At 67.4% G+C, this 12,125-nt stretch carries 17 protein-coding genes; 6 read left to right on the forward strand and 11 right to left on the reverse strand.

What is annotated here, in order from left to right; translation table 11 throughout:
• Nucleotides 1–20 precede the first annotated feature (20 nt).
• The 6 genes from ACYQ6W_RS03005 to ACYQ6W_RS03030 all read right to left on the reverse strand — a co-directional run bounded on the left by ACYQ6W_RS03005 (nucleotide 21) and on the right by ACYQ6W_RS03030 (nucleotide 4,895).
• Nucleotides 21–953: a heme o synthase gene (locus tag ACYQ6W_RS03005; protein WP_459673492.1), complete on the reverse strand. Its 933-nt coding sequence runs from the start codon at nucleotides 951–953 to the stop codon at nucleotides 21–23.
• A gap of 235 nt (nucleotides 954–1,188) precedes the next feature.
• Nucleotides 1,189–1,857, reverse strand: coding sequence for a class I SAM-dependent methyltransferase (locus ACYQ6W_RS03010; RefSeq protein WP_459673493.1), 669 nt, complete (start codon nucleotides 1,855–1,857; stop codon nucleotides 1,189–1,191).
• Nucleotides 1,858–1,935: 78 nt separating this feature from the next.
• A complete protein-coding gene (locus tag ACYQ6W_RS03015) occupies nucleotides 1,936–2,916 on the reverse strand; it encodes a ribonuclease E/G (protein WP_459673494.1) in 981 nt (326 codons plus the stop codon).
• Nucleotides 2,917–3,043: 127 nt separating this feature from the next.
• Entirely contained in the window at nucleotides 3,044–3,655 is a 612-nt protein-coding gene (locus ACYQ6W_RS03020; RefSeq protein WP_459673496.1) for an SH3 domain-containing protein, read from the reverse strand.
• Between the two features lie 62 nt (nucleotides 3,656–3,717).
• A complete protein-coding gene (locus ACYQ6W_RS03025) occupies nucleotides 3,718–4,098 on the reverse strand; it encodes a hypothetical protein (protein ID WP_459673497.1) in 381 nt (126 codons plus the stop codon).
• Nucleotides 4,095–4,895, reverse strand: a complete 801-nt coding sequence (locus ACYQ6W_RS03030) for a HesA/MoeB/ThiF family protein (protein ID WP_459673498.1) — start codon at nucleotides 4,893–4,895, stop codon at nucleotides 4,095–4,097. The genes ACYQ6W_RS03025 and ACYQ6W_RS03030 overlap by 4 nt, the downstream gene beginning before the upstream one ends.
• Nucleotides 4,896–5,074: 179 nt before the next feature.
• Here ACYQ6W_RS03030 and ACYQ6W_RS03035 point away from each other — a divergent pair, with 179 nt between their 5' ends.
• Nucleotides 5,075–5,650 (forward strand): CHAP domain-containing protein, encoded by a 576-nt coding sequence (locus ACYQ6W_RS03035; protein WP_459673499.1) that lies wholly within the window; start codon nucleotides 5,075–5,077, stop codon nucleotides 5,648–5,650.
• Between the two features lie 3 nt (nucleotides 5,651–5,653).
• On the opposite strand, the gene ACYQ6W_RS03040 is transcribed toward ACYQ6W_RS03035, so the two are convergent.
• Nucleotides 5,654–6,448 carry an EipB family protein gene (locus ACYQ6W_RS03040; RefSeq protein ID WP_459673500.1) on the reverse strand — a complete coding sequence of 265 codons (795 nt, stop codon included), beginning with the start codon at nucleotides 6,446–6,448 and terminating at the stop codon, nucleotides 5,654–5,656.
• Between the two features lie 79 nt (nucleotides 6,449–6,527).
• On the opposite strand from ACYQ6W_RS03040, the gene ACYQ6W_RS03045 reads away from it, so the two are divergent.
• The gene (locus ACYQ6W_RS03045) at nucleotides 6,528–7,022 is read left to right on the forward strand and encodes a DUF488 domain-containing protein (RefSeq protein ID WP_459673502.1); all 495 of its coding nucleotides are present in this window, start codon (nucleotides 6,528–6,530) and stop codon (nucleotides 7,020–7,022) included.
• Here the strand turns inward: ACYQ6W_RS03045 and ACYQ6W_RS03050 are convergent.
• Entirely contained in the window at nucleotides 7,019–7,897 is an 879-nt protein-coding gene (locus tag ACYQ6W_RS03050; RefSeq protein ID WP_459673503.1) for an NAD(P)-dependent oxidoreductase, read from the reverse strand. The two genes, ACYQ6W_RS03045 and ACYQ6W_RS03050, sit on opposite strands and share 4 nt — an antisense overlap.
• Before the next feature lie 137 nt (nucleotides 7,898–8,034).
• Between ACYQ6W_RS03050 and ACYQ6W_RS03055 the strand changes: the two genes are divergently transcribed.
• Entirely contained in the window at nucleotides 8,035–8,646 is a 612-nt protein-coding gene (locus ACYQ6W_RS03055) for a carbonic anhydrase (RefSeq protein WP_459673504.1), read from the forward strand.
• A 64-nt stretch (nucleotides 8,647–8,710) separates the two neighbouring features.
• Nucleotides 8,711–8,917 (forward strand): hypothetical protein, encoded by a 207-nt coding sequence (locus ACYQ6W_RS03060; RefSeq protein ID WP_459673505.1) that lies wholly within the window; start codon nucleotides 8,711–8,713, stop codon nucleotides 8,915–8,917.
• Between the two features lie 80 nt (nucleotides 8,918–8,997).
• On the opposite strand, the gene ACYQ6W_RS03065 is transcribed toward ACYQ6W_RS03060, so the two are convergent.
• Entirely contained in the window at nucleotides 8,998–9,558 is a 561-nt protein-coding gene (locus tag ACYQ6W_RS03065) for an NADPH-dependent FMN reductase (protein WP_459673507.1), read from the reverse strand.
• A gap of 140 nt (nucleotides 9,559–9,698) precedes the next feature.
• Between ACYQ6W_RS03065 and ACYQ6W_RS03070 the strand changes: the two genes are divergently transcribed.
• Nucleotides 9,699–10,391, forward strand: coding sequence for an AraC family ligand binding domain-containing protein (locus tag ACYQ6W_RS03070; protein ID WP_459673508.1), 693 nt, complete (start codon nucleotides 9,699–9,701; stop codon nucleotides 10,389–10,391).
• Here the strand turns inward: ACYQ6W_RS03070 and ACYQ6W_RS03075 are convergent.
• Nucleotides 10,336–10,737, reverse strand: coding sequence for a winged helix-turn-helix transcriptional regulator (locus ACYQ6W_RS03075; protein ID WP_459673509.1), 402 nt, complete (start codon nucleotides 10,735–10,737; stop codon nucleotides 10,336–10,338). The genes ACYQ6W_RS03070 and ACYQ6W_RS03075 overlap by 56 nt on opposite strands.
• An 85-nt stretch (nucleotides 10,738–10,822) precedes the next feature.
• Here ACYQ6W_RS03075 and ACYQ6W_RS03080 point away from each other — a divergent pair, with 85 nt between their 5' ends.
• Entirely contained in the window at nucleotides 10,823–11,839 is a 1,017-nt protein-coding gene (locus ACYQ6W_RS03080) for a zinc-binding alcohol dehydrogenase family protein (protein WP_459673510.1), read from the forward strand.
• Nucleotides 11,840–11,869: 30 nt separating this feature from the next.
• On the opposite strand, the gene ACYQ6W_RS03085 is transcribed toward ACYQ6W_RS03080, so the two are convergent.
• Complete coding sequence (locus ACYQ6W_RS03085) at nucleotides 11,870–12,079, reverse strand: hypothetical protein (RefSeq protein WP_459673511.1); 210 nt, start codon at nucleotides 12,077–12,079, stop codon at nucleotides 11,870–11,872.
• Between the last annotated feature and the right edge of the window lie 46 nt (nucleotides 12,080–12,125).

Genomic DNA, 12,125 nt, shown 5'->3' on the forward strand with positions numbered 1-12,125 from the left:
CGGAGGAGAGGCGCTGCCTCTCAGTGGATCACCCGGCAGAGGGCGAGGGCCAGGAAGAGCAGGAAGAGATAGAGCAGCGAATAGCGGAAGGCCTTCCGCGCCGGGGCATTGTCGCTGACCGAAGCGCCGCCGGGGCCCGCGCCGTCCCGCAGCACGCGTAGCGCGTGCCACAGGAAGAGGCCGGTGAGGATCAGGCTGATGACGAGGTAGGGAAGGCCGACGAAGCCGACCATCCAGGGGCTGGCTGCCACCGGCAGCAGCAGGATGGTGTAGACGAGGACGTTGATGCGCGTCGTCCGCTGCCCGGCCACCACCGGCAGCATCGGCACTCCGGCACGTGCATAATCGCCGCTCGCATAAAGCGCGAGAGACCAGAAGTGCGGCGGCGTCCAGAAGAAGATGATGGCGAACATCAGCACGGGCACGAGGTCGATGCTGCCCGTCACCGCGGCCCAGCCGATGATCGGCGGAAAGGCGCCTGCGGCGCCGCCGATCACGATGTTCTGCGGCGTGCGGCGCTTCAGCCAAGCGGTGTAGACGAAGACGTAAAAGGCGATGGAGAGCGCCAGCATGCCTGCCGCAACCCCATTGGTCAGGACCTGCATAGCGCCCACGGAAAGACCGGAGAGGACGAGCCCATAGATCAGCGCCGGTAGAGGCGCCACGCGCCCGGCGGGAATGGGCCGATTGGCGGTGCGCCGCATCACGGCATCGATGTCGCGGTCATACCACATGTTGATCGCCCCGGCGGCGCCGGCGGCGACGGCGATGCAGAGGATGGCCCCCACGGCCCGCAGGGGGTCGATGTGTCCTGGCGCTACCAGCATGCCGATGGCGCCAGCGAACACCACGAGGCTCATCACCCGCGGCTTGAGCAGCGCGATCCAGTCGGCAAGCTCTGCGCTACCGGGCAATGCCCGGGCCGAAGCGATCGCGGTAGCAGGCTTATCCATGATCAGGCTTTCGTCTTTCAGAACCGTCCTCGACGCTGGCCCCACCCTTTACGGGAAAGGGGTCACCTCCGCGTAGCCATGACATGAGGAAGTGCCTGATGGCTGCCATGTCAGCTTCGGGACCCTGGAAGCCGCCGGCGGGAGCCGGATCCGGGGCGGCGGAGGGCTAGCACAGGACGGTGCGTGACGAAACCATTTGTGCGGGCCTCAGCAATGTTGCCCGCGCCCGGGCGCGTCAGGCCGTCATCGCCGGCAAGTGGACCAGGGTGAAGATGCCGAAGGGGGCCGTCGAACGGCGTGCCGCCTGTGCCGTCTCTGCCGATGTCAGCAGAGCCTCCACCGCGAAGTCGGGATGCCAGCCGAGCGCGTGGGAGGCAGGAGCCATCGCCTGTTCGATCCAGCGCCGGGGACCGGAGGGCGCGATGAAATGATTGACGAAGAGGAGGTGGCCCGAGGGGCGCACCAGCCGTCGCATCTCCGCCATCAGCCGCTTCGGGTTGGGAACCACGGAAGCGACGAACATGGCGACCGCGATGTCGAAGCTCTGGTCGGGAAAGCCCGTGGCTTCGGCATCCATTTCATGCAGGCCGGCGACGTGCGAGAGGCCGAGTTTTTCGGTGCGTGCGCGGGCCCGGGCCAGCATTTCAGATGAGAGGTCGATTCCGGTGACGCGCTTTTCCGGTCGGTAGAGCGGCAGCGCAAGGCCGGTGCCGACGCCCACTTCCAGCACGTCCCGTCCGGGTAGGCTGTTGATGAGGGACACGGTACGATTGCGCGCAGGCCGCGAGATGAGGCCGAAAGCAGCATCGTAGATGCCGGCCCACCGGCGATAGGCCGCCTGCACCGCTGCCTTGTCGAGAGCGGAATGGGGCTGGTGCTCACGCGTTTCGGAAACCTGCATCATGAGCGGCCTTATGTTCCTCGACGTTCCTCATCGCTCCCGCAAGACATAGGGAGAAACCTAACCAATGCCTTACCAGCGTTACACAATCGTGACCAGACGCCATGACCGCGCTGCTTCGCCGAGATCTGGGTCAAGGCGGAGGATGGGCGCAGATCCGGTGCGTTCCCGGAACTGATCGCGCGCTGCGCTGTCGGCGTCCAGGGCGCCGAGGAGTGCAGGGCTCAGCGCCAGACTATGCTCGGCACCCGGGCGGGAGAGAACGAGGTCGGCGAGGGCGGCGAGGGCTGACAAGGCTTGGCCTGCGACGCCGGACAAGAACTCGTGAAGCGGCGGATGAACGCGGCTGCGCTGGATCTCGGCAAGGCCCAAGGCGGTGAAGCCCAGGAAGCGCGGAGCCAGCGGATCCGGCGCGAGCGCCGCGCGAAAGGCCTCAGCGAGGAGCGGCCGCTGCCGCTGCGCGAGCCCGGCCAGGTCAACCACGATGGCGCCGGAGAGATTGCGGAGCCGGATGTGCCGCGCGAGCACTGGGATCAGCCGATGGTTGAGCGCCATCAGCATGTCCTTCTTGCCGCGGCGGTCACCGATAAGGCCGCCCGCATCGAGATCGACGGCGACGAGCGCGGGTGTGGGGGTGATCGTAAAACGCCCGCCGCCGGTGACCCGCACTTCGGGCTCGGAGAGCATGGCCCAGACGTCGCGCGCACGCTCGGCCTCCTGGCCCAGGCCAAGCGTCATGCGGTCGCGGAGCGCAGGTGGGAGCGCCGCTGCGAGTTGAGGCGTATCCACCAGGATCGCGGCATCGGGATGCAAGGCGGCGAGGCGCGCAACGGCACCGGGCCCTCGGGCCAGCAGCCGCATCGGCCCTTCCGCCACGCCGTCCGCCGCGAGGCGTGGGCCTTTGCCGCCCTGGGCGCCGCGCGTCACCCGCAGCGCAAGATGCGCGCCTTCGGCAAGGCCGGCGCCACCAGCCGAATCCGGCAGGAACCCATCCTCCCCGCTGCCGGGTAACGCGACGAAGGCCCCGGCCATTGCGGGAACATGAGCGCGGAGGCGTCCCACCACTTGGTCGCCTGACGCGAGCGGCCCGTCCGGGCGCTCTATGGCGCTGTCAACCGCGCGCCCGTCCACCAGTGCCAGCGCGCGCACTTCGCCGGGGCTGGAAGTGGCGAGAATGACGGAGACGGGGTTACTTGGCAGGGATCTTCTCGCCGGGCAGGGTGCCCCAGAATTCACTCCGCTCGAGCCAGCCGGAAACGCGGTCGGCGCGCACGCGGCACCAGTCGCCTCCCGCCGCGCAGCGCTCGATCGACCCGACCACGCCTGGCATCAGCTGGGCCCTTGGATCGGAATCCGTGCTCGCGCGTCCATAGAGCGTGACCGGCGTCGTGCCGTTGATCACGAAATGGCGATTGCCCGTCAAAGTCGCCTCGTGCATCCAGCCCTTCGTGCCCTCCGAATCCACGACTAGGCGCCAGACGTCGAATTCCCGCAGCACCTCCACGGGCAAGCCGACGCGGTGATAGACCCAGAGGATGGGATATTGATCGCCCGGTCCCACCCGGAGATTGACCGAGTCTGCGCGCAGAGAGACGAAGCGCGGCAAGGGAAGGCCGGAGGAGCTGCCGACATGCGGGTCCTGCACGGGCTTGGGCGGCGCAGTGGTCGCCGGTGCGGAGGCGGCAGGCTTGGCTGCGGTCTTGGCGTCCTCGGCCCAAGTTCTGGCACTCGCGACCAGGAGAAGGATCCCGAGGCCCGACGCGGCCAGATGGATGAGGGGGCGCGTGGTCCGAAAGCTCATGCCCTGTGCCTGCCAAGCCCCGCGCTTCGGGTCAAGCGGGATGGAGGGCTTTTCCGCGCCCTCTACAGGCTGATGGTTTGAGCCGTGGCACTCTCGGTGAGAAAGGCGGCGATTCCGGAAACGCGGACGTCGGGGAGAAGGGCGGACACGGGGAGCCCCTCCGCCTGCAGGCCCGCGGCACAGGCGAGCAGGGAGACACCCAGTTCGAGGCAGGCCTCACGCAGCTCGGTGAGCCCGGCCACGCCGCGGGTGCGGATCGCCGCATCGCGTTCGGGCTCCGCCAGGCCGGACCAGTCGGTGGCGAGGGCGTGGCAGCCGCCATTGGTCGCAAAGATCAGCGCCGGGCGGCCGAGGGCGGCCGCACCTGCCGCCAATGCGAAAGCGTAATGGGCGCGTTCGTGATTGCCAGACAGCAGCAGGATGGCGAGCGGACGATCGCTCATGCCGCTGCTCCGCAGACCGGGCATCCAGGGTCACGCGGCACCCGAATGGTGCGAAAGCGCGTCGCGAGCGCATCCCACAGCAAGAGTCGGCCGGAGAGGCTTTCCCCGAGACCGAGGATTTCCTTGATTACCTCCGTCGCCTGCAGTGTGCCCATGACACCGGTCACGGCGCCGAGCACCCCCGCTTCGGCGCAGGAGGGGGCGAGGCCGGGCGGCGGTGCTTCGGGATAAAGGCAGCGGTAGCAGGGCCCATCCGCATGGAGATGCGGCTTGAAAACCGATAGCTGCCCCTCGAAGCGCAGCACGGCGGCCGAGACGAGCGTCCGCCGCTCCCGCACGCAGGTATCGGCTACAAGATAGCGCGTCGTGAAATTGTCCGATCCATCGCAGACGAGGTCGTAGCGGCGGACGAGATCGGCGGCGTTCGCCGCGTCCAGCCGAGCGGGATGCTCCTCGATCCGGCACAGGGGATTGAGTGCCTGGGCCGCCGCGGCAGCGGAGGTCGTCTTGCGCTCGCCCAGTCGTTCCGTCGCATGCGCGATCTGGCGCTGCAGGTTCGATAGCTCGACCCGATCGTCGTCCACGAGGCCGAGGGTGCCGATGCCGGCCGCCGCGAGATAGAGCGCAAGTGGGCTGCCGAGCCCGCCCGCGCCAATGATGAGCACGCGGGCACGGCGCAGCGCCGCCTGGCCGGTGCCGCCGATTTCCGGCAGCAGAATATGCCGGGAGTAGCGCTGGATCTCTTCTTCCGTGAAGTCGAGATCAGCGGGGTCGGGGGGTGAGGGCGCAGCGCTCATGGAAAATCCAGAGCATCAATGCGCTCGGCTGCACAAGGCTCTCGGGGCAGGGCTGATGATCGCTTCCCGCTGATCCCATTGTCCCTTCTACAATCCGCATTACTACCAGATGGTTGCAGCTCTTTGGTAATGTAGGATATGAGAAGAAGGGCCGATACGGTCCTTTGAGGATTGCACCGATGACGTGTCTGGGGCTGTTCCGTCTGGGTGGAAGGCGCCGCTTCGCCCGTCCTGCGGCTTGCCTGCTCTCGGTCCTGGCGCTCGCTGGCTGTGGCGGCGGCTATGCCGAGTATGGCCAGCACACCTCCATGACCTGCGTGCCCTACGCCCGGCAGGTTTCCGGCCTGCCGTTGAGCGGCGACGCCTGGCAGTGGTGGGGGGCGGCGGCCGGCCGCTATGCCGAAAGCAATCAACCGGTGCCGGGGGCCATTCTCGTCTTCCGCCGTACCAACCGCTTGAGCAGCGGCCATCTGGCCGTCGTCACCTCGGTGGTCGCGCCGCGGAAGGTATTGGTGACGCAGGCCAATTGGCTGCCCTATCGCATTACCAGCGCGCAGCCGGTGCTCGACGTGTCGCCCGGAAACGACTGGTCGGCGGTGCGGGTCTGGTGGCCGCCGTCCGGCAGCTGGGGTGTCACGGTCTATCCGACCTATGGCTTCATCCTGCCCGCACCCGCCTCGCCGGGCGTCGGCCCCGGCATGCGCCAGGGCGTGCCGGTCGCGGCAGCCTTTACCGGGTCGCCATCCGGGTGCTGAGGGCTAGCCGCAATGGCTCGGCAGCAGCTCGAACTTCGCGAGCGTGCCCGCCATCGTGAAATTGCCGAAGTCGAGATTGAGGGAATCCGCGACACCATTGTCCCAGTAGCGCATGGCGATGAGCGTGTCGGGCAGCATCTGGGTCGTGTCCTTGGGGAAGTAGCCCATGTGCACGGTCAGGCTCGGTAGCGCCGCCAGCGGCTTGAAGTCGCTCTTCACCACCTCGCCATGGCTGGTGATGATGGCGAAGGTGTTTTCGGCCGCCGCACCGGTCGTACCATCGAACACCGGCAGGGCGACGAAGGTCTTGCCCGCCTGGGCTGCGGCCAGCACGTCGGCGGTCTGGCGCATCGGAAAGACGGTGCCGGGCGGGAGGCTCACCCGCTGATCATGGGGCTCGGTATAGACGGCGAAGCCCGGCTTGCCCGGGGGCAGTTCGGCATAGCCTGCGCGCACGTCGCGCGACCCGTTGGTGACTTGGGTGATGCGGAAGCGGAAGTTGTGCCCGTCCTTCGATTCCCAGGTCGAGTAGTCGGAAACGGTATGGGTATCGCCGCCTTCGCGGTCCAGCACGGTCATGTCCAGACGTTGTTGTGTCGCCCAGCCGGTGCAGCCGTCGATGACCTCGTATTCCATGGCGCCGGAGGCGCTGGTGACGCCACTGTTGCCGGTGGAGGCGAGGGTGAGCCGATAGAAGGCGCGGTGCGCCGCGAGATCGGTGGCGCTTGCCGCCAGCGGCATGGCGAGGAACGCAACGCCCGCAAGACATGCGGTGAGGCGGCGGAAGGCTGGGGTCATCCTGGGCTTTCGGTCCTGCTATTCCTGGCCCCGAACCGGGGCGCGCAGCCCATCAAAGCACGATCGGCGAGGGAGACACATGCCAATCTTTGACGGTGACGACAAAGCCGGATCCCGCGTGCTCTTCACCATCGGCTACGAAAAGGCGGGCTTCGGCGCCTTCGTCGAGACCCTGCGCCAGGCCGGCGTGCGCCGGGTGATCGACATTCGCGACCTGCCCCTGTCACGCCGGGCGGGCTTTTCCAAACGCCAGCTCGCCGCAGGGCTGGACGAGGCCGGCATCGGCTATCTTCACCTCAAGGCGCTGGGTACGCCGGCCGCTGGGCGAGAGGCCAACCGCCGGCGCCAGTGGCCTCTCTTCTGGCAGATCGTGGAGGAGAGTCTTGCCCGGTCGGAGGCGCAGGCGGCGCTCGTCGAGGCGGGGGAGGCCGCGGCCGGTTCTGCCTCGGCCCTGCTCTGCTACGAGGCCGAGGCCTGCATCTGCCATCGGCGGCGGGTCGGCGAACTCCTCTCGGCCCGGCACGGCTTTCGTATCGAGGATTTGCGCGTCACCGCGCCCTTCGAACCGCTTTAGAGCCCGGCATCCTCCGCCGCGCGTCGGGCGATCGCGCAGAAATCGAGCTCGCCCTCCCCCCGTGCCTCGGTCGCGAGGAACCGGTCCCGCAGGAGAGAGGCGAGCGGCAGGGGAACGGCCAGTTCCTCGCCTGCCGCCAGGAACAGCCGATTGTCTTTGGCGCCCAGCCCGACCTTGGCGCCTGGCGGGTCATAGGCCTGGTCGAGGATGAGGCGCCCGTAATTCTTGTGTACTGGGGCAGTGAAGAAGGACTCGGTCAGGACCTCGAAGAGCGTCGCCTTGTCCACGCCGCCCTTCTCGCTGAGCGCGAAGATCTCCGCAAACTGCTCGATGGTGGAAAAGATCAGGAAGTTGCAGGAGAGCTTGATGAGATTGGCCTTGAATGGGCGATCGCCGACGATGAAGAGGCGCTGGCCGAGATCTTCCAGCACGGGCCGCAGCGTCTCGATCAGCGCGGATGCACCCGCCACCATCACGAAGAGCTTGCCGGACTCGGCGGCCGCGGGCCGGCCCAGCACGGGCGCAGCCACGAAGCCTTGCCGCAAGGCGCCGTGCGCTTCCTCCAGCCGGCGCGACAGATCAACGGAGATGGTGCTGCCCGAGACGTGGATTTGGCCCGGACGCAACCCTGCGAGCACGCCGTCCGCACCGAACACCGTCGCCTCCACCGCATCGTCGTCGGCGAGCATGGTGAGAACGAGGCCCGTTTGCGCCGCGGCCTCCGCCGCGCTCTCGGCGAGCGTAATCCCATCACCACTCAGCGCTTCGGCTTTCGCGCGCGAGCGGTTGTAGATCACCAGTTCATGGCCCGCGCGCCTCAGGGTGCGCACCATGCCGCTGCCCATGGCGCCGAGGCCGATCACACCGATTTTCATCACCTGCGTTCCTTCTGCTGCCGTCCCGATGTGGGGTCTGGCTGCGGCCTGCCAGCGGCCGCCTGCCATTGCTCTTCCGTTACGAGAGCGGCCGCCAGCATATTGCTGCGCGCCGCGCCTCGCCCTAATCTCCCGCCGTGGAAAATCTTCTGAGTGGATACAGGCGCTTCCGCCATACCGTATGGCCCGGGCGCCGCGAGCGGTTCGAGGCTCTGGCCAAGCTTGGCCAGAAGCCCGAAACCTTGGTCATTGCCTGTTCGGACAGCCGGGTTGATCCGGCCATGGTCTTCGACGTGGGACCGGGCGAGATCTTCATCGTCCGCAACGTGGCGAACCTCGTCCCGCCCTTCGAGGAGGACCTGGCCTTCCATGGCACTTCTGCGGCCATCGAATTCGCCGTGCGGGTGCTCGAGGTGCGGACCGTCATCGTCATGGGGCATGCGATGTGCGGCGGCATCCACGCCTTGCTCCATCCCGCCTCTGCCGAGCGGCTGGACTTCATGTCGTCCTGGGTCGGCATTGTCGCCGAAGCGCGAGACCGCGTTCTCGCGTGCGAGCCGGTGAAAGAAAAGCAGCAGCAGCTCTGCGAGTACGAGGCCATCAAAATCTCGCTGCGCAATCTGATGACCTTCCCTTGGCTCGCCCGCCGGGTCGAGGAAGGGAAGGTGGAGCTGCACGGCACGTCCTTCGACATTCGCACCGGCGTGCTCTCGGTGCTGAACGAGAAGGGCGAGTTCGAGCCTGCCTGACGCCGCGGGCCTTTCGCCCGAGGCGCCAAGTTTACGGGTGTCTCCAAGCAGGAGTGACGAGGCCGTGCTGACCGCCGTTTCCAAAGGGATCATCAGCTTTTCCTTCGTGCTCGCGGGACTGGCCTGCCTTTGGCTGGCGGCGGATCTGCTGATCGCCGCGCCCTCCACCTTGATTTTCGAAGAACTCGCCATCGGCTGCGCGGGTCTTGCGCCTATCCTCTGCCTGTTCGGCTGGGGTCTGCGCTGGACCGCAGCGCAATTCGGCCACTGACGATTCGGCCTTAACTACAGCGGCTCCATTGGGGCGCCGGCCCACAGCGGAGCGGGAGTCGCGCCGGCGCCAGGCGAGCATCATGCCGGCCCTCGTGCGGTCAGCTCCGCAAGGAAGCGTTCCAAGGCTGCGTCGAAATGGGCGATGGTGCGTGCATCGGTCAGCCGGCCCTCGCTGATTTTCTCCGCGATCTCGGGCACGATCAATTCCTTGAGCGGGGCCATGCGGCAGAGCATCGCCGCGAGCGTCTCCCGTAGCTGATACTGGGCGCGGACGCCGCCGAGAGCGCCCGGCCCGATGCTTGCGAAGAGCACCGGCTTGCCAACGAAGCAACTGGTGAAAGCAGGCCGAGACAGCCAGTCCAGCGCGTTCTTCAGCACGCCGGGAATGCCGTGATTGAATTCCGGCGTCACGATGAGCACGGCATCGCTGGCGGCAATGCGGGCGCGGGCGTCCGCCACCGCGGCGGGTGCTGCCTCTCCGTCAAGATCCTGGTCGTAATGAGGGAAAGCGCCGATCGCGAGCTCTGCGTAGTTCGTCTGCGCGGGCAGGAGGGCAGCGAGGCTACGCAAGGCCGCTTGGCTATAGGCCTGCCGGCGAATGCTCCCCGCGATCCCCGTGACGGTGAGGCGCTGCTCCATGATGCTCTCCTTGTGTCCTGCGCTGGTGATGGCGTTTAATCAAAAGTATCGCGCGATACTTTCGAAAAACTGCCAAAACCATGCGCCCAGATGCCATTCAGGATTTTGAAGCGCGGCACGTCGTGCACGAGGCGGGGACGATGGTTGCACGCCACGACCATGCACGCGCCCAACTCGGCGTGGTGCTGGCCGGCACCATGGCCGTCGAGGCGGAGGAGGGTGCCTGGCTCGCCCCGCCCGGGCGCGGCATTTGGGTGCCACCGGGCGTCAGTCACGCCGCGCGCTACAGCGAGTCCGCCTCTTTCGTGCAGCTCCTGATCCCGGTGGAGGCGGCGGAAGGCCTGCCACAGCACTGCTGCAGTCTCGTGGTGTCGTCTCTTCTGCGGGAGCTGGCGCTGGAAGCGGCGGGTCCCGATGGCGAGGACGCAGAGGAGCGTGGCTTGATCCTGAGCCTGATTCTGCGCCGCATCCGGGCGCCGCGCACTGGCCCCACTCTCTTCCTCCCCTACGGGCGGGACCCCCGGCTGCGCCGGGCCGTGGCGCTGCTTCTCGCCGATCCTGGCACCAGCCTCGATTTCGCGGCCGTCGCGCGCAGCGCCGGCGCCAGCCAGCGCACGCTGGCGCGGCTGTTTCAGGCCGAGACGGGCATGGGCTTCGCGCGGTGGCGCGAGCATCTGCGCGTCACGGTCGCGGTCGACTGGCTGACGCAGGGGCGGTCGATCACGGAGACGGCGCTCGATCTTGGCTACCAGAGCCCGAGCGCTTTCACCGTGATGTTCAGCCGGCTTCTGGGCCAGCCGCCGGGGCGCTTCCTGAAGCACGAGCGCCGGTGAAGAGGCTGAGATGCGCATCGCCCCAGAGCTTGAGCGCGAGGAGGACCGGCTCGAGCGTGCGCCCGCGTGGTGACAGGCTGTATTCGACCTTGGGTGGCACCTGGGCATAAACTTGGCGGGTGATCAGCCCATCGACTTCCAGCTCGCGCAGCTGGTTGGTCAGCATGCGCTGGGTGACGTCGGGGATGAGCCGGCGCAGCGCATTGAAGCGGAGCGTCCCGTCCAACAGATGGAACAGGATCACGCCCTTCCACTTGCCGTCGATCAGACTGAGCGTGGCTTCCACCGAGCAACCGGGGCTGCAGTCGAAGCGGGAATGGCGCGGCGGCGTCTGAACAGTATCCATTTCGACACTATAACCCAAAATTGTGCGTACTTTCCAGGGTGGAGGGTAATAGCCATACTCGAGGAAACAGAAGAGGAGATGCGCGATGCGCGCCATCGGTTATCGGCAGCCCGGCCCCATCGAACGGGACGGCTCCTTGGTCGACATCACCTTGCCCGATCCCCAGCCGGGTGCCGGCGACTTGCTGGTCGAGGTGCGGGCAGTCTCGGTCAACCCCGTCGACACCAAGGTGCGCGTGCGTGCGGCACCGGCGGACGAGGCCTGGAAGGTGCTCGGTTGGGACGCGGCCGGCGTCGTCCGCGCGGTGGGACCCAACGTCACCCGCTTCCGTCCGGGTGATGCCGTCTATTACGCCGGCGACCTGAACCGGCAGGGGACCAATGCGGAACTCCATCTCGTGGATGAGCGCATCGTCGGCCACAAGCCCGCCTCCCTGGATTGGGCGGAGGCCGCGGCCTTGCCGCTGACCGCGCTCACCGCATGGGAAGCTCTGTTCGACCGCCTGGAGGTAACCCGGCCGGTGCCTGGGGCGGCACCTGCGGTCCTGATCATCGGCGGTGCCGGCGGCGTCGGCTCCATCGCGGTCCAGCTCCTCCGCGCGCGGACTGACCTCACCGTGATCGCCACCGCATCCCGGCCCGAGACTCAGGCGTGGGTTCGCAACCTCGGCGCCCACCACGTCATCGACCACAGCCAGTCCATTCCCGAGCAGGTGGCGGCATTGGGCCTGGGCGCGCCGGGCTTCGTGTTTTCGACGACGCACACGGACAGCCATCTGCCGGCGATCGCAGAGACGATTGCGCCTCAGGGACGTTTTGCGCTGATCGACGATCCCGCGGCGCTGGACGTGAACCCCTTCAAGCGCAAGGCGGTGTCGGTGCACTGGGAGTTCATGTTCACCCGCTCGATGTTCCAGACCGCGGATATGGCGGCGCAGGGCGAGATCCTCGACGCAGTGGCGGGACTGGTGGAAGCAGGCGCGGTGCGCACGACGCTGACGGACCGTCTCAGCCCGATCTCCGCAGCCAATCTCCGCCGCGTCCACGGGCTGATCGAAAGCCATGCGGCCCAGGGGAAGATCGTGCTGGAAGGCTGGGGTTAGTCCCTGGAAGCGCTTGACAGGCGGAAGCCCTCACTCGGCGGGGATTTTCGCCCCGGGCGGTGCCGTGTAGGAGCCATCTTCGGCGAGCTGCGCGGCATCCACTTCCTCGGCCGAGGTGAGAATGACCAGGCCATGCCGCGCTTCAATATCGGGTAGGCTGCGCTTGACCGGGGCGATTTGGCCCAATCCTTCACCGGCGATCCAGGTCCAGTAGTCGTAGACGACGATTCTTCGAGTCACAGCTGTCTCTCCGCGCGCCCGGATCAGACCGGGCGGGCACGCCGCA

Source organism: Acidisoma sp. 7E03 (genome assembly GCF_054665075.1).